The organism is Acidovorax sp. NO-1 (genome assembly GCF_000238595.1).
In the GTDB taxonomy this organism is placed as follows: Bacteria; Pseudomonadota; Gammaproteobacteria; order Burkholderiales; family Burkholderiaceae_C; genus Acidovorax.
Genome location: NZ_AGTS01000075.1, coordinates 1 through 18,329 on the forward strand (window position 1 = coordinate 1; position 18,329 = coordinate 18,329).

The 18,329-nt window shown below is 66.8% G+C and carries 16 protein-coding genes and 1 pseudogene; 4 read left to right on the forward strand and 13 right to left on the reverse strand.

Features of this window, described 5'->3' with window-relative positions:
- Positions 1–403 (reverse strand): annotated as a pseudogene (locus tag KYG_RS24660) (hypothetical protein); the annotation flags it as partial.
- A gap of 635 nt (positions 404–1,038) precedes the next feature.
- Between KYG_RS24660 and KYG_RS08830 the strand changes: the two are divergent.
- Entirely contained in the window at positions 1,039–2,358 is a 1,320-nt protein-coding gene (locus tag KYG_RS08830; RefSeq protein ID WP_008904533.1) for a Glu/Leu/Phe/Val dehydrogenase, read from the forward strand.
- A 300-nt stretch (positions 2,359–2,658) separates the two neighbouring features.
- Here KYG_RS08830 and KYG_RS08835 read toward each other — a convergent pair whose 3' ends face one another.
- The 6 genes from KYG_RS08835 to KYG_RS24350 all read right to left on the reverse strand — a co-directional run bounded on the left by KYG_RS08835 (position 2,659) and on the right by KYG_RS24350 (position 8,979).
- On the reverse strand, positions 2,659–3,792 hold the full coding sequence (locus tag KYG_RS08835) for a hypothetical protein (RefSeq protein WP_008904534.1): 1,134 nt from the start codon (positions 3,790–3,792) through the stop codon (positions 2,659–2,661).
- A 120-nt stretch (positions 3,793–3,912) separates the two neighbouring features.
- A complete protein-coding gene (gene yegQ, locus KYG_RS08840) occupies positions 3,913–5,355 on the reverse strand; it encodes a tRNA 5-hydroxyuridine modification protein YegQ (protein ID WP_008904535.1) in 1,443 nt (480 codons plus the stop codon).
- Between the two features lie 34 nt (positions 5,356–5,389).
- The gene (ttcA, locus tag KYG_RS08845; RefSeq protein WP_008904536.1) at positions 5,390–6,325 is read right to left on the reverse strand and encodes a tRNA 2-thiocytidine(32) synthetase TtcA; all 936 of its coding nucleotides are present in this window, start codon (positions 6,323–6,325) and stop codon (positions 5,390–5,392) included.
- Positions 6,326–6,609: 284 nt separating this feature from the next.
- A complete protein-coding gene (locus KYG_RS08850; RefSeq protein WP_008904537.1) occupies positions 6,610–7,674 on the reverse strand; it encodes a homocysteine S-methyltransferase family protein in 1,065 nt (354 codons plus the stop codon).
- A gap of 46 nt (positions 7,675–7,720) precedes the next feature.
- The gene (locus KYG_RS23250; RefSeq protein ID WP_034693869.1) at positions 7,721–8,080 is read right to left on the reverse strand and encodes a hypothetical protein; all 360 of its coding nucleotides are present in this window, start codon (positions 8,078–8,080) and stop codon (positions 7,721–7,723) included.
- On the reverse strand, positions 8,050–8,979 hold the full coding sequence (locus tag KYG_RS24350; RefSeq protein ID WP_034693871.1) for a hypothetical protein: 930 nt from the start codon (positions 8,977–8,979) through the stop codon (positions 8,050–8,052). The genes KYG_RS23250 and KYG_RS24350 overlap by 31 nt, the downstream gene beginning before the upstream one ends.
- A gap of 253 nt (positions 8,980–9,232) precedes the next feature.
- Here KYG_RS24350 and KYG_RS08865 point away from each other — a divergent pair, with 253 nt between their 5' ends.
- From KYG_RS08865 to recQ, 3 genes are all read left to right on the forward strand, one after another.
- Positions 9,233–9,478 carry a type II toxin-antitoxin system Phd/YefM family antitoxin gene (locus tag KYG_RS08865; protein WP_008904540.1) on the forward strand — a complete coding sequence of 82 codons (246 nt, stop codon included), beginning with the start codon at positions 9,233–9,235 and terminating at the stop codon, positions 9,476–9,478.
- Positions 9,479–9,484: 6 nt separating this feature from the next.
- Entirely contained in the window at positions 9,485–9,919 is a 435-nt protein-coding gene (locus KYG_RS08870) for a type II toxin-antitoxin system VapC family toxin (protein WP_008904541.1), read from the forward strand.
- 126 nt (positions 9,920–10,045) lie between these two features.
- Complete coding sequence (recQ, locus tag KYG_RS08875; protein WP_008904542.1) at positions 10,046–11,917, forward strand: DNA helicase RecQ; 1,872 nt, start codon at positions 10,046–10,048, stop codon at positions 11,915–11,917.
- A 14-nt stretch (positions 11,918–11,931) separates the two neighbouring features.
- On the opposite strand, the gene yjjJ is transcribed toward recQ, so the two are convergent.
- The 6 genes from yjjJ to KYG_RS08900 form a co-directional block, all read right to left on the reverse strand.
- Entirely contained in the window at positions 11,932–13,284 is a 1,353-nt protein-coding gene (yjjJ, locus tag KYG_RS08880; RefSeq protein ID WP_008904543.1) for a type II toxin-antitoxin system HipA family toxin YjjJ, read from the reverse strand.
- Between the two features lie 83 nt (positions 13,285–13,367).
- Positions 13,368–13,961: a thiamine pyrophosphate-dependent enzyme gene (locus KYG_RS25130; RefSeq protein ID WP_008904544.1), complete on the reverse strand. Its 594-nt coding sequence runs from the start codon at positions 13,959–13,961 to the stop codon at positions 13,368–13,370.
- Positions 13,925–15,022 carry a thiamine pyrophosphate-binding protein gene (locus tag KYG_RS08885; RefSeq protein WP_008904545.1) on the reverse strand — a complete coding sequence of 366 codons (1,098 nt, stop codon included), beginning with the start codon at positions 15,020–15,022 and terminating at the stop codon, positions 13,925–13,927. The genes KYG_RS25130 and KYG_RS08885 overlap by 37 nt, the downstream gene beginning before the upstream one ends.
- Before the next feature lie 177 nt (positions 15,023–15,199).
- Positions 15,200–15,847: an anaerobic ribonucleoside-triphosphate reductase activating protein gene (locus KYG_RS08890; protein WP_008904546.1), complete on the reverse strand. Its 648-nt coding sequence runs from the start codon at positions 15,845–15,847 to the stop codon at positions 15,200–15,202.
- Positions 15,848–15,878: 31 nt separating this feature from the next.
- On the reverse strand, positions 15,879–16,091 hold the full coding sequence (gene nrdD / locus KYG_RS08895; protein ID WP_008904547.1) for an anaerobic ribonucleoside-triphosphate reductase: 213 nt from the start codon (positions 16,089–16,091) through the stop codon (positions 15,879–15,881).
- A 97-nt stretch (positions 16,092–16,188) separates the two neighbouring features.
- Positions 16,189–18,207, reverse strand: coding sequence for a ribonucleoside triphosphate reductase (locus tag KYG_RS08900; protein WP_008904548.1), 2,019 nt, complete (start codon positions 18,205–18,207; stop codon positions 16,189–16,191).
- Positions 18,208–18,329 lie beyond the last annotated feature (122 nt).

Below are 18,329 nucleotides of genomic sequence, written 5' to 3' on the forward strand. Positions count from 1 at the left end.
GGCTGGCCGGTGCCGGTGCGCGCGAGCCCGGGTGCTGCCAGGGAGGATCGTTGCTGTCGCCAGGGGCGGGCCGGGGCCGCGGAGGTGCAGGGCGGGCAGGGGCGCTGGCCACTGCAGAGGGCGCCGCGGCCACCGCCGGGTCGGGTACCAGCGCAACCGCCGGTTCTGCCGGGGCGGGCCCTGCGGGTTCGGCCGCCTCCGTGATGATGTCTTCATCGGGCGTTCGGGCCACCGTGGGGGCGGTGGCCTCCGCAGGAGCTGCCACCGGCACCGAAGCGGCCGCCGGCGCATCGCGCAGCAGCCACCAGGCCAGCGCGCCCACCAGCGCAACACCGGCCACTGCCACCCCGGCATACAGAGCGGTCGGGCGGCGGGCGGGTAAGGTCTCTTCGAGGTCCTCCACGCTCAGTGGCGCGTCTGGCTGTAGCCCAGCAGATGGCTGTTGCGCTCCGGGTAACACTGCTGGTGCTGGTGCTGGTGCTGGTGCTGGTGCTGGTGCTGGTGCTGGTGCGGCAGCGGGCGGCGGCACGGGCTCCTGAACCGGCGCTTCCACGGCCGCTTCTGCGGGCGCGGGCACTGGCAACGGCAACGGCAACGCGCCCAGCGTGCCTCCGCAGCTCTTGCAATGCCGGGCACCGTCCCGATTGACGGCCGTGCAGGCCGGACAGATCACACTCATTCAATCCCCTTGTGGCCCAAGAGCCAGGTCAAAGTCGTTTGGAGTCAGACAAAGAGAAGGCACGCGGCATGGAGCCTGTGCGCACCGGTTCACCGCACCGGGCAGTCCGCGCGGGGCGGGTGGAGTCTATCGACCGAATGTTAGGGATTGGTAACAAGCGCAAGCGTGGCGTGAGCCGTGTTGCCAGCGCACGCAGGTTTCCGGCGCAATGCCGTCCACCCGCAGCGCTGAGGTGCGCAGTGGCCGCCAGCCCCAGACCCATGCTGTAAACGCATAACCCGCAAACACTCCGGCCTTAGACAGCCTGCGGCGGCAGGCATAAGCTTTGTGGCTTGAACAGATCCCACAAGGAATTTCACATGTCTTCATCCACAGGCGCCGCCGGCACCACCCCCGCCAGCGCTGCGCACACCCTGCCGTCCTACCTTGACGCCACCCACCTCGGCCCCTGGGGCAACTACCTGCAGCAGGTGGACCGTGTCACGCCGTACCTGGGCAATCTGGCCCGCTGGGTGGAGACGCTCAAGCGCCCCAAGCGCATCCTGATCGTGGACGTACCGATCGAGATGGACAACGGCGCAATCGCGCACTTCGAGGGCTACCGCGTGCAGCACAACCTGAGCCGTGGGCCCGGCAAGGGCGGTGTGCGTTTTCACCAGGACGTGACGCTGTCGGAAGTGATGGCCCTGTCGGCCTGGATGTCGATCAAGAACGCGGCGGTGAACGTGCCCTACGGCGGCGCCAAGGGCGGTATCCGCGTCGATCCCAAGAAGCTCTCGATGGGTGAACTGGAGCGCCTCACGCGCCGCTACACCAGCGAGATCGGCCTGCTCATCGGCCCCTCCAAAGACATCCCGGCCCCCGACGTGAACACCAACGGCCAGATCATGGCCTGGATGATGGACACCTACTCCATGAACGTGGGCGCCACCGCCACCGGCGTGGTCACCGGCAAGCCGGTGGACCTGGGCGGCTCGCTGGGGCGCGTGGAGGCCACGGGCCGAGGGGTGTACACCGTGGGTGTGGAAGCCGCCAAGTTGACCGGCCTGCCCATTGAAGGCGCGCGCATCGCCGTGCAAGGCTTTGGCAACGTGGGCGGTACTGCGGGCAAGCTGTTTGCCGATGCAGGCGCCAGGGTGGTGGCCGTGCAGGACCACACCGGCACCATCATCAACAAGAACGGCCTGGACGTTGCCGCCCTGCTGGACCACGTGAAGCAACGCGGGGGCGTGGGCGGCTTTGCCGGCGCAGAGGCGCTGGCCAATGAAGACTTCTGGGCGGTGGACTGCGAGATCCTGATCCCTGCCGCGCTGGAAGGCCAGATCACCAAGGACAACGCGGGCAAGATCAAGGCCAGGATGGTGATCGAAGGCGCCAACGGCCCCACCACCACCGAGGCCGACGACATCCTGCACGACAAGGGCGTGCTCGTGCTGCCCGACGTGATCGCCAACGCCGGCGGCGTGACGGTGAGCTACTTCGAATGGGTGCAGGATTTCTCCAGCTTCTTCTGGAGCGAGGACGAGATCAACGCCCGCCTGGTGCGCATCATGCAGGAGGCTTTCGCAGGCGTATGGAATGTGGCGCAGGAGCACAAGGTGAGCCTGCGCACGGCCACCTTCATCGTGGCCTGCCAGCGCATCCTGCATGCGCGCGAAATGCGCGGGCTGTATCCCTGACCCCCTGAGCGGCTGCGCCGCTTCCCCCGGAGGGGGACGCACCCGGTGGCCTGGCAGAGCCAGTTCCACGGGTGCGCTGGTTTTGGCGACGCTCCCTTTGCGTTGTCAGCGCCACACAAACCGCTCACGCTGAGCTTGTCGAAGCGCCGCGCAAGGCTTCGACGGGCTCAGCCCGAACGGTAGGGATATGCATCAGGAGGGGTCTATCACCTCATTCAGGCAGACAGGACCACAAACCACCGCCAGCCGCCGCGATCCGGCCCTGGCGGTTTTTTGTGGGCACGGTTGTTTGTTGCGTGGTCAGGCCGGCAGCGCCGGCCCCACCGGCTCGGGCGGCAGAACCCCGCGCATCGCCAGGCAGAACGGCTGCACGCACGCAGCCCGCGCGGCGTAAGGGCAGCCCACCGTATCGCACAGGCCCGACGCACCATTGCGCGCACGCTCGTCCTCGCGCGGCACCTGGCCGCTGGCTTGCAGCACGGCCATCTGCGTCCAGGGGTCCAGCCGGCCTGTGGTCGCCTGCTGCAGCATCTCGCGGCCGTACACGGCGGCAGCGAGTTGCGGTTGGAGATCCATGACCAGCAGCGCGCTGGTGCGCGGCGCAGCCGCCTCCATGCCCTGCAGCACCAGGGCCATCACTCCGGATTGCAGCGCCTGCCCGCCACCGGCAAAGGGCACCTGCAACGCACCCGCGGCGCTGGTCTGCGCCCCTGCCCCCAACCCTGCAGTCTGCGCCTGCTGCGCAGCGAGCCACGGGACCGGTGCGCGCAAGGTGAGCGCCATGCCACGTGGCCCCTCGGGCGTCAACACCACGCCCTGGCGCACCAGCCAGGTCTGCAGCGGCGGCTGATCGGCATCCAGCGCGCCACTCTCCAGCGCCTGGGCCATGCCGATGGGCCAGGGCTGCGCAGCCACCACGCGCTGCGGAACACCTGCCTGCGCCGTCACCTGCGCCACCAGCGCGCTGACCAGACGCAGCAGCGGTGCGCCCAGCCCTGACGTGGGCCAGGCCGCACCGCGCAGCGCCGACGCACCCGACGTGGTGGCCGAACCTGAAGGCTGCGACGCGGCTTGAGCACCGCTGGGCAGCGCCGGAGGTGCCGCCCGCAACGCGCCATCACCCCGCGCGCCCTGCAAACCGCTATTGGCTGCGCCGCCACCCCGTGGGTCAAACCCCGCAGCCAACTGCTCGCGCGCCTGCGGTGAAATGCTTGCCTTGTCGGCCGGTGTGGGCAGCGGCCCGGCGGGCGGACTGGGGGATGCGACCGAAGGCGGCGGAGCGCTGGGGTCGGCCCCCGAAAGCGGAGCGGGCGCTGCGACAGGCCCGGGTTTATCCGGCCCCAGCAAAGCAGACTGCCGCTGCAACGCCGCTTCTGCCAGGAACTGGGCTACGGGCGGCAGTGCGCTGCGGGACAGGTCGATGGGGATGGCCATGCGGGATTCTGAAGCGAATCCACAGTAGTGAACAGCCCGCGCAAGGCAATGCTGAAAAAGTCGCTCGCGCGCCGCGCATCGCTGCTTTGTGCAGTCCGCGGCGACTCATTCAGCATCGCCTCAGGCCAGCATCGCAGCCTCAGTCTTTCCTGCTCCGGGCTGCGACTCCACCACCCGCGCCAGCAGGGCCCCGCTGTAGCGCGCAGGCAGCGCAATCCACACACGCACGGGGCTGCCCTGGGCCACGTTCACCGGCTGGCCTTCCACATTGCGCATCTCCTGCAAGCGCACCGTGATGTTGCCGCTCGGGTGGACCACTTCAATGAGGTCGCCCACCGCAAAGTGGTTCTTCGTCTCCACCTGCACCCAGTCTCCTGACAGCCCCACATCGGCAATGCCTTCGGCACCCAGTACCTCGCCCACATACTGGCTGCGCTGCGTTGCTGAGTGCCCGTTGATGTAGTTCTGGTAATCGTTGCTCGGGCGGCGCTCCAGCAGGCCGCCGGTGTAGCCGCGGTTCGACAGGCCTTCCAATTCGATGAGCAGCTCGGGGTTGAACGGCCGCCCGGCCACGGCGTCGTCGATGGCGCGGCGGTAGACCTGGGCGGTGCGGGCCACGTAGTACAGGCTCTTGGTGCGGCCTTCGATCTTGAGCGAGTCGACGCCGATCTGCGTGAGGCGGGCCACGTGCTCCACCGCGCGCAGGTCCTTGCTGTTCATGATGTACGTGCCGTGCTCGTCTTCCATGATGGGCATCATCTGCCCCGGGCGGCCGGCCTCTTCGATCAGGTAGACCTTGTCGGCCTTGGGGTGGCGCTCGCCGTTGCCGGTGGTGGAGGCAAAGGCCTGCTCGGCCTTTTGCTGCGCGGCCTCGAAATTGAAGTCGCCTTCCATCTTCTGGGCAATGGCTTCGCCCGTGGTGGGGTCGATGTCGGCGTCGTGCGTGGCGTAGTTCCAGCGGCAGGCGTTGGTGCAAGTGCCCTGGTTGGGGTCGCGGTGATTGAAGTAGCCGCTGAGCAGGCACCGGCCCGAGTACGCAATGCACAGCGCGCCGTGCACGAACACTTCCAGCTCCATGTCGGGGCATTCCTGGCGGATTTTCTCGATCTCGTCCAGGCTGAGTTCGCGCGAGAGGATGATGCGCTCCACACCCATCTTCTGCCAGAACTTCACCGCCGCCCAGTTGGTGGTGTTGGCCTGCACCGAGAGGTGGATCACCTGCTCGGGCCACTTCTCCTTGACCATCATGATCAGGCCCGCGTCGGCCATGATGAGGGCGTCCGGCTTGCAGTCGATCACGGGCTCGATGTCGCGCAGGTAGGTGCGGATCTTGTCGTTGTGGGCGATGAGGTTGCTGGTCACAAAGAACTTCTTGCCGCGCGCGTGGCCCTCGTCGATGCCTTGCTTGATCTGCTCCAGCTTGAACTCGTTGTTGCGTGCGCGTAAGGAGTAGCGTGGCTGGCCGGCGTACACCGCGTCGGCACCGAAGTCGTAGGCGGCGCGCATCTTGTCGAGCGAGCCGGCGGGCAGGAGCAGTTCGGGGGCTTTGATGGGGGTGGTCATGGGGTGGCCCAATCTAGAAATCGTCGGTGTCAGGTCAGCGCGGCATCAGCGGCAGGCCCGCGAGCATGCCCACGGCCTGCGCAGGCAGTTCTTCGGCGTCAAAGGCCTTGTCGCCATCGGCATCCTGCACGCCGTTGGGCACCAGGCCCTTGAAGTCGAACTGGCGCGGGTCCATGAAGTGCGAGGGCACCAGGTTGCGCAGCGCCACGGCCATGTTCTCGATGCGGCCGGGGTACAGCTGCTGCCAGTCGCGCAGCATCTGGCCGATCTGCTTGCGCTGCAGGTTCTCCTGGCTGCCGCACAGCGTGCAGGGGATGATGGGGAAGTTGCGGTGCTCGGCCCAGCGGGTGAGGTCGTCTTCGGCCACGTAGGCCAGGGGGCGGATGATGAGGTGGTCGCCGCGGTCGCTCTGCACCTTGGGCGGCATGCCCTTGAGCTTGCCGCCAAAGAACATGTTCAAGAAGAAGGTCTGCAGCATGTCGTCGCGGTGGTGGCCGAGCGCAATTTTGGTGCAGCCCAGCTCGTCCGCCACGCGGTACAGGATGCCCCGGCGCAGGCGGCTGCACAGGCTGCACATGGTCTTGCCTTCGGGGATGTGCTCCTTAACGACGCTGTAGGTATCCTGCGTTTCGATGTGGAAAGGCACGCCGACCTGGGTCAAATACTCGGGCAGCACATGGGCCGGAAAGCCCGGCTGCTTCTGGTCCAGGTTGACGGCGATCAGCTCGAACTTGTGGCCGTTGCGCTGCTGCAGCATCCGCAGCACGTCCAGCATGGCGTAGCTGTCCTTACCGCCAGACACGCACACCATCACCTTGTCGCCGTCTTCGATCAGGCCGAAATCCGTGATGGCTTGGGCGACCTGGCGAACCAGGCGCTTTTCAAGCTTGAGCGCGGCGTGGGCGGCGGCTTTTTGAGCAGCATCGTCGGCAGGTGCCGTGTCGGCGGGCAAGATAGCGTTGTCGATCATGGTGGGCTGCCTGGAACGGCACTGCGTTGCCGCACTTCAGAGCGGCAACAATTGCTACTAATTAGATAGCACCTGGCGCTTGACCATCAAGCGCCAGGTGCCAATTTTCCTACAAACCGTTCATTCAGCGCGAATCTCTCACCCTTGGGTGGGCGTTGCAAAACCTGCAGCGCGCGAAACCGGCGCGGCCCAGACCAAAGGCCGCCGCGCAAGGGCCGCCCCGCCGCGCTGGCGGCGTCCCCCTTGGGGGAAGGCGCCGCAGGCGACTCAGGGGGGCAGCTACTCTAGGCTTCTGCTGGGTAGAACATCTTGCGGGTGGGCACGTTCTCGACTGCCTTGGCGATGGCGCCAATATGGTCTGGCGTGGTGCCACAGCAGCCGCCCAGAATATTGACCAGCCCCTCGGCCGCGAACTCGTGCACCAGGCGGCTGGTGATCTCGGGGGTTTCGTCAAAGCCGGTGTCGCTCATCGGGTTGGGCAGGCCGGCGTTGGGGTAGCAGCTGATGAAGGTGTCCTCGGCCACCCGGTTCAGTTCCTGGATGTAGGGGCGCATCAGCGTGGCGCCCAGCGCGCAGTTCAGGCCGATGGCCAGCGGGCGCGAGTGGCGCACGCTGTGCCAGAAGGCGGTGACGGTCTGGCCGGAGAGGATGCGGCCCGATGCGTCGGTCACGGTGCCGCTGATGATCAGCGGCAGGCGCTCGCCGCTCTTGTCAAAGAACTCGTCAATCGCGAACAGCGCGGCCTTGGCGTTCAGGGTGTCGAAGATGGTCTCGACCAGCAGCACGTCGGCGCCGCCCTCGACCAGCGCTTCGGTCTGCTCGTAGTACGCGGCGCGCAGCTGCTCAAAATCCACATTGCGCGCGCCGGGGTCGTTCACGTCGGGGCTGATACTGGCCGTCTTGGGCGTGGGGCCGAGGGCGCCTGCGACAAAGCGGGGCTTGTCGGGCGTGCTGTACTTGTCACAGGCGGCGCGGGCCAGCTGGGCAGATTTCAAATTCATCTCGCGCGCCAGGTGGGCCATCTTGTAGTCCTCCTGCGCGATGGTGGTCGCGCCGAAGGTGTTGGTCTCGATCAGGTCGGCGCCTGCGGCCAGGTAGCGCTCGTGGATGTCGCGGATCACATCGGGCCGGGTGATGCTGAGCAGCTCGTTGTTGCCCTTCACGTCACGCGGGAAGTCCTTGAACCGGTCACCTGCCCCATCCGGGCCGTTGTAGCCCTCGCCCCGGTACTGCGCCTCGCCCAGCTTGAAGCGCTGGATCATGGTGCCCATGGCGCCGTCGAGGATGACGATGCGTTGGGCGAGGATGTCGGGCAGTTGCGCGGCGCGCGTGTAGTGAAGGGCTTGCATAGGGCGCTATTGTAGAAAGCCGGGCTAAACGGCTTTCTACCCTGGACTAATTTGCCTTCATGTGTGCGAACAAGGAATGCGCCGCCCGCAGAGCTTCTTGGCGCACGGATTCATCCGCCGTGGGGAGTTCGATGCCATCCACCCCGTCTACGAACATGGGGCCACCCACATCGTCGTCGTAGCTGGAGCCATCCTCGTGAATAGCCCGGTAGTCGCCTTGGGTGAGATCCTTACCCAGCAACTTGGCGTAGTGAAACCAGGTCCATACCTTGAGCGGATCGTCCGCGTGCCACGATTCCATCAGCTCGCGCATGGCCCGCATGTCGCCACGCTCGGCCGCCAATGCCAACCAGGCAGGCGTCCATTCATAGCGGCCTACGCGCTGCGCGAGTTCGGCGATCCACAAAGGGTCGGCACGAACCTGCGGCGCCTGCAGATCAAAGAAGCTGTCGTCGCCATAACGGTCCGCCAGCAACAGCAACGCATCGTGCTGGCCCAATGCGGCTGCGGCGTTGAAGTGGTCGCGGGCAGAGCTGCTGCGCGCGGCCCGCTCGCGCGACGCCGCAGCGCGACGCTGGACGCGCTCTGCATAGCCTCGGCCCATTCCAACTCGACGCCTGTCAGCACCTCGCCCTTTTGCTGGCGTTCGTACCAATACAAGCCAGCCCGCGAATCGGGCACGTCGTCCATGTCTTCATCATCCTCATCGTCGTCTCCGTCCTGATGCCCCGCGTCCACGCGGGCTCCGCGCTCGATCAGAAGACCCAGCGCCAAGTGGGCGCGCCCCTCGCCCTGCTCAGCTGCCTTTTGCAAGGCTTGGCACACGAAGGGGCTATTTAGGCGCAAGGGTTCCGGATCTTCTGGCCAGGCGTGGGGGTCGTTGTCCAGCGCTGCTTCCAGTGCCTCGTAGTACGCATCGTCGCGCGGCGTTTCGCGGTACAACTCTTGGCTGCCAGAAAGCAGGACCTCGAGGATGTCTTCCCATGGCACCAGGCCCAGCGCATGCGCTGGCATGTCCGCGCACAGGGCCTGTGCCAATGGTCCGCTGCGCTCACGGGCCATGCCCAGCGCCTCGGCCCGCGCCGCGCAAGGCCCGGGATGCAAAGTGCCGTAGTGCGCCAACAGCGGCTGTGATGGCAGGGGGCACAGCAGGCCATGGGCCTTCAGCGCGGCATGGGAGCCGAGCCCCAGCGCAGCGGCCATCAGTTCATAGACGTGAGACCGCTTGACGTTGGCACGGTCGGCGCCTGCAATCGTTTGTAGGTGGGTTTGCGCCTGACGCGCAAACGAAGCGATGTTGTTCATGTGAAACCTTTCTTCAGCGAGCGCGCAACGCCGGGAAAGTGCACACGTTTAAGCCACGGCAGCGCACTCTGTGAATAGAGGCCGCATGAAATCAATGAAGAGGAAGAAGAGAGAGCCTTTTTTGCTCGTGTGCAAGCAGGGTGGGCACCGTGCGGAATTGTAAGCCGGTGATTGGCAAGGCCCTCTTGATTTGACAGCATCACGCCACCCAATCATACTAGTCAGTCTAGTCAGATCAATAAAAGGAGCCTTTATGCATGCTTGGCAACTACAAGACGCCAAAAGCCGCTTTAGCGAACTGGTGGAGTGCGCACTGAATGAAGGCCCCCAACTGGTTACCCGGCGTGGCAACGACGCCGTGGTGCTGATGGCCGCGCCCGAGTACCGGCGGCTGGCGGGCGAGGATGCACTGGTGTCCCTGCTGTTGCAGGCGCCACGTGGGGAGCCGCTGGATACGGCACGGTCAGCCGAACCCATTCGCACGTTGGCGCTGGAGTGATCTGAAGTGAAGTACCTGCTGGACACTTGCCTGCTGTCTGAATTGGTGCGGCCCGCGCCCAATCCCGCAGTGCTGGAGTGGATGGGCGCGCGCACGTCTGCCGACCTGTTTGTCTCAGCTCTGACACTGGCCGAGCTGGAGCGGGGCATTGTGCGACTGTCGCCTTCGCGCCGCCAGAGCGAACTGGCCACTTGGCTCGCCAGTGTGCAGGCGGGGTTTGGGCAGCGGACTCTGGCCTTCACACGGGATACGGCCGGATATTGGGCGCGCCTGTGCGCGCAGGCCGAGGCAGCGGGCAAGCCGATGGCGGCTTTCGACTCGCTGATTGCCGCGACGGCGCTGGAGCATGGCCTGGCCGTGGTCACGCGCAACGTGAGCGACTTTGCCAGCGCACCCGTGGTGCTGATCAATCCTTGGGACATGGCACCCGGCGCACAATAGGCCCCTTCGCGAGCGGGCACACTCGCCGCGAAATTACTGGCCAAATTGGCCTCTAGCGCTTGATATACAAGCGCTATCAGCTATCAATTTCAGAGTATTTGCTTGTCTTCCCGCCTGTCCCCCGCTTTGTCTCCCGCCCACACCGTCCTGCAGGACGTCTTCGGCTACGAACAGTTCCGCGGCCCGCAGCAAGCGATCGTCGAGCATGTGATTGGCGGCGGCGACGCCCTGGTGCTCATGCCCACGGGCGGCGGCAAGAGCCTGTGCTACCAGGTGCCGGCCATCGTGCGCCAGCAGCAGGGGCGTGGAGTGACCATCGTGGTGTCGCCGCTGATTGCGCTGATGCACGACCAGGTGGGGGCACTGCACGAGGCGGGGGTTTCTGCCGCGTTTCTCAACTCCACGCTGAGTTTTGACGAAGCGCAGGACGTGGAGCTGCGACTGCAGACCGGCGACATCACGCTGCTGTACGCTGCGCCCGAGCGGCTGAACACGCCGCGGTTCCTGGGCCTGCTCGACAGCCTGTACCAGGGCGGGCACCTGTCGCTGTTTGCCATCGACGAGGCGCATTGCGTAAGCCAGTGGGGCCACGATTTTCGCCCCGAATACCGCGCGCTCACGGTGCTGCACGAGCGGTATGCGGGCGTGCCGCGCATTGCGCTCACCGCCACGGCCGACGACCTCACACGCGCCGACATCATCGAGCGGTTGCAGCTGGAAGACGCGCGCCTGTTCATCAGCAGCTTTGACCGGCCCAACATCCGCTACCGCATTGAGGAAAAGAAGGACGTCACCACGCAGCTGCTGCGCTTCATCGAACGCGAGCATGCGGGCGAGGCGGGCGTGGTGTATTGCCAGTCCAGGAAGCGCGTGGAAGAGCTGGCCGCCACGCTGTGCGACGCGGGCATCACGGCCCTGCCCTACCACGCGGGTCTGGACACGAAAGTGCGTCAGAAGAACCAGGATCGCTTCCTGCGCGAGGAAGGCATCGTGATGGTGGCCACCATCGCGTTCGGCATGGGCATCGACAAGCCCGACGTGCGCTTTGTGGCCCATGTGGACATGCCCAAGAACATCGAGGGCTACTACCAGGAGACGGGCCGCGCGGGCCGCGACGGGCTGAACGCCGATGCCTGGATGGCCTATGGCCTGAACGACGTGGTCAACCAGCGCCGCATGATCGACGAGAGCCCGGCGGGCGAGGAGTTCAAGCAGGCGCTGCGCGGCAAGCTGGATGCGTTGCTGGCGCTGGCCGAAGCCACCGACTGCCGCCGCGTGCGGCTGCTGGCGTATTTTGGCGAGCAGTCCACACCCTGCGGCAACTGCGACAACTGCCTGAACCCGCCTGCGGTGTGGGACGCCACGGATGCGGCACGCAAGCTGCTCTCCACCATCTACCGCGTGAACCAGGCCAGCGGCATCAGCTTTGGCACGGGGCACATCATGGACATCCTGCGCGGCAAGAAGACCGAGAAGGTCGCGCAGTTTGGGCACGAAAAAATCTCCACCTTCGGCATCGGCGCGGACCTGACCGAGCCCCAGCTGCGCGGCGTGCTGCGCCAGCTGATCGCCACGGGCGCCCTGGGCCTGCAGAAGGTGATGCTGGACAGCGGCCACAGCTTTGACACCCTGTGCCTCACCGAAGGCTCGCGCGCCGTGCTCAAGGGCGAGGTGCCGGTGCAGTTACGCGAATCCACCGCCGCCGCACCGGCCAAGCGCACGCGCACCCGCAAGGGCACGGGCAGCGCCCCCCCGGCCGCCGCCGCCAACCTGGGGCCTGATGCGCAGGTGCGCTTCATCAACCTCAAGGCCTGGCGCGCCGAGGTGGCCAAGGAGCACAACCTGCCCGCCTACGTCATTTTTCACGACGCCACGCTGGCCGCGATTGCCGAGCGCAACCCGGCCACGCTCGACGACCTGCAGGGCATCAGCGGGATGGGGGCGAAGAAGCTGGAGGCCTATGGGGCCGAGGTGCTGCGGGTGGTGGGCGCGGGCTGAGGGCTTGCCCGACCTCAGCCGTGCAGGGCCGCCAGGGTGGCAGCATGGGCCTGTGCAATAGCCCGGAACTCTTCGGATACCCGGCCCTCACTGGCCACGGCACGCCAGAAAGCCCCTGCCAGCGCGCAGGCCTGCGGCCACACGTCGATCGTGGCCGCTGTGGGCGCCTTCTTGTGGAGGCCCAGGTCCTGCGGCACCAGTTCGCCCGCGATGGGCATGTAGAGCATGGGCAGCATGTCGTAGGTGGGGGACAGGCGCCAATCGTCGTCCACCAGCACCAGCGAGATATTGCCGTAGTGCCGGTCGGTGTTGCCGATCAGCACGCCGTAGGCCTCCAGCAGGCGCAGGGCGCGGGCGTCGTTGGCGGTCAGCAGGCCGCGGGCCTGCATGCGCTGCGCTGTGGCGGCCCAGTGGTCCATTTCGCCGACGTACTGCGCGTCATAGACCATCAGCGACACCATGCCGATGCGCCCGGGCGGTGCGCCCGCGGGGCCGCCTTGCCAGGGCGAGCAGCGGTCAAAGCGCTGGGATTCGAGAAAGACCCGGCCGTCGCGCACAAAGGCTTCGGTGTGCGCGGCGGGCAGGCCGGCCTGCGCCAGTACCTGCAGGGCCAGGTGCTCGCACAGCAGCAAGTCGCGCGTGCGCTGGTCGGCCGGGCTCACGCCTGCACTCGAAAACTTCACGATCACGCTGCGCCCTGCGGTCACGCAGCAAAACTTGGGCTGCTCGCCCCCGGCGGATGAGCCCGGCAGCTGCCCCTGCAAAGCGCTGCGGGCCAGCGCAGGGTAGTCATCGGCCGAGGCGGCGCGCGCCAGGCGCGGGCCCAGCGCATGAAAGCGCGCCAGCGATGCCTGGCCCACCAGCAGGTTGCCCGGCAGGTCTTCGCCGCGCAGGGCCAGGGCGCGCAGCACGTCGTCGTCGGACCAGTGGCGCGGGTCCGTGTTCAGCGAGAGGTCGGGGTGCAGCTGCGCGAAGTTGCGGCCCATGAAGCCCTGGGGCCGCATGTCGGCCAGAAACCAGGGCAGGCTGTCGTGGCGCTCGCTCACGCCATCCTCCTCGTCCACCCAGTAGGCACCGCCCGCCAGGGGCACCATGCGGCCAAACGGCTGGGGTACGCCCTCCGTGTTGACCCGCAGGATGGGGATGTCGTCACCCACCTCGCCCACCGCGCGCGGCAGCAGGTAGCGCTGCGAGCGCGCCGCGCCCACCTTGCGCACCTGGCCCGCACGCACCAGCGGCATGAGGGCCCGCGACACCGTGGGCTGGCTCACGCCCAGGGCGGTGACCAGCTCGGCGCTGGTGGCGACACCGCCCTGGCGGCGCAGGGCCCGAAGGAGGTTCTCAGCGTGTGGGGAGGGACGGCTCATGAATCATTATATGAATAGATAAATTTACCAGGTATTCCTTTGTGGGTGGGAGTTTTTGAATAGATATTGCCGACTGTTTACGGTCAACCCGCTGTCGCCCGTGCCCGCAAGGCCCGGATGCCCTCGGAAAACCGCCGCAGCGTGGGCGTGCTGTCACCCGGCGGCACCATCAGCTCGATGAGCTGGAAGCGCCCGCGCTCGGCAAAGGCTGCGTCCAGCGCCGCCTTGAACTGGGCGCGGGTGTGTACGCGGTGGCCTCGCCCGCCCAGCGCATCGGCCGCCTGGGCCAGGTGCCAGTCGCCCAGGGCGGCGCAGCGCGATTCGGTCTGGAACGCGCGGATCATCTCCCAGGTCTGGTTGTTGAGCACGATGGCGATGGGGTCTAGCCCCAGGCGCGGGCAGTTGCCCAGCTCCCAGCCCGTCATCTGGAAGGCGCCGTCGCCCACCAGAATCAGGCTGCGCTGGCCCGTGGCCACCTGGGCGCCAATGCCGGCCGGCACGCCAAAGCCCATCGACGCGTAGTAGCCCGGCGCCACCAGAGGCGTGGGCAGCAGCTCCATGGCGGCGAAGAGGCAGTCGCCGATGTCGGCCACGATGTTCATGGGGCCGTGGGTGCGGATGCGGTCGTTGAGGGCGCGGCTCAGGTCGGCGGCGCACACAGGGGTGTCGTCGGCCACCAGGCCGTCGGGGTAGGCGGGCGGGGGGGCAGCGTGCGCAGGGCCTGGCTGCCCGCGGCCGGGGCGCGCGCCAGCAGGGCCTCTACCAGCGCGGCCAGGGGGATGTCCTGGTACAGGTGGTGGCCTACGCGTGCCTCGCGGTGCGCGGCAATGAGCGCGCGACGGAAGTCCATGCGCTGGGCGCTCACACCAAAGTTGCTGTCCGACAGGATGGCGCCCAGCATCACGGGCAGGTCGGAGTCGTCCAGCAGCGCGCTGGTCTCCGGTGCGCCCGCCACGCCCAGGTAGGTGCCGTGGAAGGGCACGCCGGCATGCCCCGCATCCTCGGCCAGCAGGCCCCGGCCCATGAAGGTGGTGAGCACGGGCAGCTGAAGGCGGCGCGCGAGTTCGGCCACGCGGGCTTCCAGGCCAAAGCGGCGCACCTCCACGTCCACCACCAGCACGGGGCGCCGGGCCGCCTGGATGCGGGCCATCCATTCGTCGGCGCATTCGGCCACGGCGGCTGCGTTGAACGGGCTGGGGGGCAGCACCGGCACCTCGGCCATGGGGTGCAGCGTCATGTCGCGCGGCACCTCGATGAGCACGGGCTGCGAGTATTCGCGGCAGCTGCGCAGCACGCGGGCAAGGTCGGCTGGCGCGGTGGCGGGGTCGGACAGGCGCACTTGGTCGCAGGTGATCTCGCGGAAGATGCGCCACTGCGAATCGACATGGCGCACCTGGTGGTGCAGCACCAGGCCCGAGTGCGCCTCGACCTCGCCGGGGCAGCCGGCCAGCACCACCAGCGGCGAGCGCTCGGCATAGGCCCCCGCCACCGCGTTGACCACGTTGAGCGCGCCCGCGCCGTAGGTGACGGCCACCACGCCCAGCCCGCAGTGCATGCGCGCGGCGGCATCGGCGGCAAAACCCAGCGAGGGTTCGTGGCTGAGCGTGACCAGGGACAGGATGCCGCTTTCCTCGATTTGCTTGAACAGGGGCAGGATGAAGTCGCCGGGGATGCCGAAAATTTCGCGCGCGCCGTGGGTTTTGAGCGCTTGCAGCAGCTGGAGGCCGAGGGGGTTCATGGAGGATTTCCTTGCTTGGTGGTGCCTGTGGGGCGATGGCAAGGATGGTCCATGCTGGTAGCGGAAATCACCTCTGATGCGCATCAAAGCGTGTGCAACAACCGAAGTATTTGCAGATTCATTTCATGCAGGCCATTGCAACGCAGGAAATCTGCGCCCGGCGCTCACACCCGGCGCTTACACCCGGCGCAAGGTGAATCCGGAAAACAGCGCGGCCAGTTGCTGCTGGTGTGCGGGCGTAAGCGCCCAGGCCGGGGCGTCAAGCACGCGGCATTCCTGCAGCGCCCAATGCCGCACCCCGCGCGCGGCCAGGGCCTGGGCCAGTTCCAGCAGTTCGTCCACACCAAACAGGCCCGCGTGCCAGGTGGTGCGGCATTCGTGGTCGATGCCATGGGCCAGCATGGCATCGAGCGCGGCCCAGGCGCGCGCGCCGCTGCCGTGGGTGGCGGTGATGGCGTCGTAGCGCTGCGGCAGGGCCTTGATGTCCAGCCCCACCCAGTGGAGGCGCGGCAGCAGTGCCGCCAGCCGCCCGGGGTACATGCCGCCGGTGTGCAACGCAGTCTGCAGGCCCAGTGCGCGCACGGCGTCCACCGCAGCGGGCAGCGCGGCCTGCAGCGTCGGCTCGCCGCCCGAAAACACCACGCCATCGAGCAGGCCCCGGCGGCTGTGCAAAAACTGCAGCGCCTGGTTCCACGGCAACGCGGGAGGCGTGGTGGCGTCCAGCAGCCCGGGGTTGTGGCAATACCCGCAGCGCCAGGGGCACCCCTGGCAATAGAAAACGGCCGCGAGGCGGCCGGGGAAATCGATGGTGGTCAGCGGTGTCATGCCGCCCAGGCGCAGGGCGGCGGCACTAGGCTCAGCAGCCGTTGCGGCTGGAGCCACGGTGCGTTTCGGCGAAGAAGCGGCGTTCGGCATGTTCGCCCTGTTTGCCGGTGTTGAAGCTGGCCACGGGGCGGTGGTAGCCCATCACGCGGGTCCAGACCTCGCAGGGCTGGCGCTCGTCGTCGGTGAGCTGCACGGCGGCGGCGCTGGAGATGGCGGTGTGTTCGGTGGCGGAGAAATGGCTCATGCCGGGGTCCTTTCGGGGGTGGAGGAAATGGTTTGCTTCTGTTTTGATAGCTGCTTGCGCTTGACCATCAAGCGCCAGGGCCACTTTTGCTCAAAATCTAGGCGACCAGACGCCGCCGCTTGGCGTCCAGCCGCTCTTCGTCGCAGCGCGGGCAGAACGGGTGCTCGCCCGCCAGGTAGCCGTGTGTGGGGCAGATCGAGAACGTGGGCGTGACGGTGATGTAGGGCAGGCGAAAGCGCGTGAGCGCGCGCCGCACCAGATCGCGGCAGGCCGCACCGCTGGACAAGCGCTCGCCCATGTACAGATGCAGCACGGTACCGCCGGTGTATTTGGATTGCAGCGCCTCCTGCCGCATCAGGGCCTCGAACGGGTCGTCGGTGAAGCCGACAGGCAGCTGCGAGGAGTTGGTGTAGTAGGGCTGCTGCTCCGTGCCGGCCTGCAGGATGCCGGGCCAGCGCTTTTTGTCTTCCTTGGCAAAGCGGTAGGTGGTGCCTTCGGCGGGCGTGGCCTCCAGGTTGTAGAGGTGGCCGGTTTCCTCCTGAAAGGCCGTCATGCGCTCGCGCACGTGGTCGAGCAGGCGCACGGCAAACGCATGGCCCCAGTCGCTGGTGATGTCGTGCTGGTCCGCCGTGAAGTTGCGCACCATCTCGTTGATGCCGTTCACGCCCAGCGTGCTGAAGTGGTTGCGCAAGGTGCCCAGGTAGCGCTTGGTATAGGGGAACAGGCCCTGGTCCATGAGGCGCTGGATGAGCTTGCGTTTGGTCTCCAGGCTTTGTTTGCCCAGTTCCATCAGGCGGTCGAGCGCGGCGAGCAGGCCTGCTTCATCACCCGCATGCAGGTAGCCCAGCCGCGCGCAGTTGATCGTCACCACGCCCAGGCTGCCGGTCTGCTCGGCGCTGCCGAACAGGCCGTTGCCACGCTTGAGCAATTCACGCAAATCCAGCTGCAGGCGGCAGCACATGGAGCGCACCATGTTGGGCTCCAGCTCGGAGTTGATGAAGTTCTGGAAGTACGGCAGACCGTACTTGGCGGTCATGTCGAACAGCAGCTGCGCGTTCTCGCTCTCCCAGGGGAAGTCCTTGGTGATGTTGTAGGTGGGGATGGGGAAGGTGAACACGCGGCCCTTGGCATCGCCCGTGGTCATCACGTCGATATAGGCGCGGTTGATAAGGTCCATCTCGGCCTGCAGGTCGCCGTATGCGAAGGGCATCTCTTTGCCAGCGATCACGGGCACCTGCTCGCGCAGGTCCTCGGGACAGGTCCAGTCGAAGGTGAGGTTGGTGAACGGCGTCTGCGTGCCCCAGCGCGAGGGCACGTTGAGGTTGTAGACCAGCTCCTGGATGCACTGGCGCACGGCGGCGTAGTCCATGGCATCGATGCGCACAAACGGTGCCATGTAGGTGTCGAACGACGAGAACGCCTGCGCGCCCGCCCACTCGTTCTGCAGCGTGCCCAGAAAGTTCACGATCTGCCCCACGGCCGAACTCATGTGCTTGGGCGGCCCCGCCTCCACCTTGCCGGGCACGCCGTTCAGGCCCTCGTGCAGCAGCGTGCGCAGCGACCAACCCGCGCAGTAGCCGCTGAGCATGTCGAGGTCGTGGATGTGCAGGTCGCCGCTCCTGTGCGCATCGCCGATCTCGGGCGTGTACACGTGCGACAGCCAGTAGTTGGCCGTGACCTTGCCCGCGACGTTCAGGATCAGCCCGCCCAGCGAATAGCCCTGGTTGGCGTTGGCATTCACGCGCCAGTCGGCGCGCGTGAGGTATTCGTTGATGGAGCTTTCCACATCGACCAGCGTCTGCTTGTCCGCACGCAGCGTGGCGTGCTGCTCGCGGTAGACGATGTAGGCACGCGCGGTGGCCAGGTGGTTGGCGGCGATCAGCGTCTGCTCGGCCACGTCCTGGATCTGCTCGATGGTGGGCGCCTGGCCGTGGAAGCGGTGGATGAGCACCTTGGTGACCTGGGCGGTTAGCAATGCCGCTTCGTCGGCGCCGTATTCACCCGAGGCCTGCCCGGCGCTGGCCAGCGCGGCGCGGATGCGTTCGGCATCAAACGGAACGCGCTGGCCGCTGCGCAAAACGACTTCGCGGGGCAAGGTGGCAAGGGTGGACGCCATGGGTTCGACCAATCTGTGGAACGGGTTAAAAAACACTACCTATGGTGTCTACGATACCCATCAAACACTATAGGTAGTTTGATTCAACACAATTGGGGCGGTAAGCAGGGGTAAAAAAATGC

What these genes read in the sequence shown, in the direction of transcription:
- KYG_RS08830 (WP_008904533.1), top strand. Translation starts at nt 1,039, where the DNA reads ATGTCTTCATCCACAGGCGCCGCCGGCACCACCCCCGCCAGCGCTGCG.
- KYG_RS08835 (WP_008904534.1), bottom strand. Translation starts at nt 3,792, where the DNA reads ATGGCCATCCCCATCGACCTGTCCCGCAGCGCACTGCCGCCCGTAGCC.
- yegQ (WP_008904535.1), bottom strand. Translation starts at nt 5,355, where the DNA reads ATGACCACCCCCATCAAAGCCCCCGAACTGCTCCTGCCCGCCGGCTCG.
- ttcA (WP_008904536.1), bottom strand. Translation starts at nt 6,325, where the DNA reads ATGATCGACAACGCTATCTTGCCCGCCGACACGGCACCTGCCGACGAT.
- KYG_RS08850 (WP_008904537.1), bottom strand. Translation starts at nt 7,674, where the DNA reads ATGCAAGCCCTTCACTACACGCGCGCCGCGCAACTGCCCGACATCCTC.
- KYG_RS24350 (WP_034693871.1), bottom strand. Translation starts at nt 8,979, where the DNA reads ATGAACAACATCGCTTCGTTTGCGCGTCAGGCGCAAACCCACCTACAA.
- KYG_RS08865 (WP_008904540.1), top strand. Translation starts at nt 9,233, where the DNA reads ATGCATGCTTGGCAACTACAAGACGCCAAAAGCCGCTTTAGCGAACTG.
- yjjJ (WP_008904543.1), bottom strand. Translation starts at nt 13,284, where the DNA reads ATGAGCCGTCCCTCCCCACACGCTGAGAACCTCCTTCGGGCCCTGCGC.
- KYG_RS08885 (WP_008904545.1), bottom strand. Translation starts at nt 15,022, where the DNA reads ATGAACCCCCTCGGCCTCCAGCTGCTGCAAGCGCTCAAAACCCACGGC.
- KYG_RS08890 (WP_008904546.1), bottom strand. Translation starts at nt 15,847, where the DNA reads ATGACACCGCTGACCACCATCGATTTCCCCGGCCGCCTCGCGGCCGTT.
- nrdD (WP_008904547.1), bottom strand. Translation starts at nt 16,091, where the DNA reads ATGAGCCATTTCTCCGCCACCGAACACACCGCCATCTCCAGCGCCGCC.
- KYG_RS08900 (WP_008904548.1), bottom strand. Translation starts at nt 18,207, where the DNA reads ATGGCGTCCACCCTTGCCACCTTGCCCCGCGAAGTCGTTTTGCGCAGC.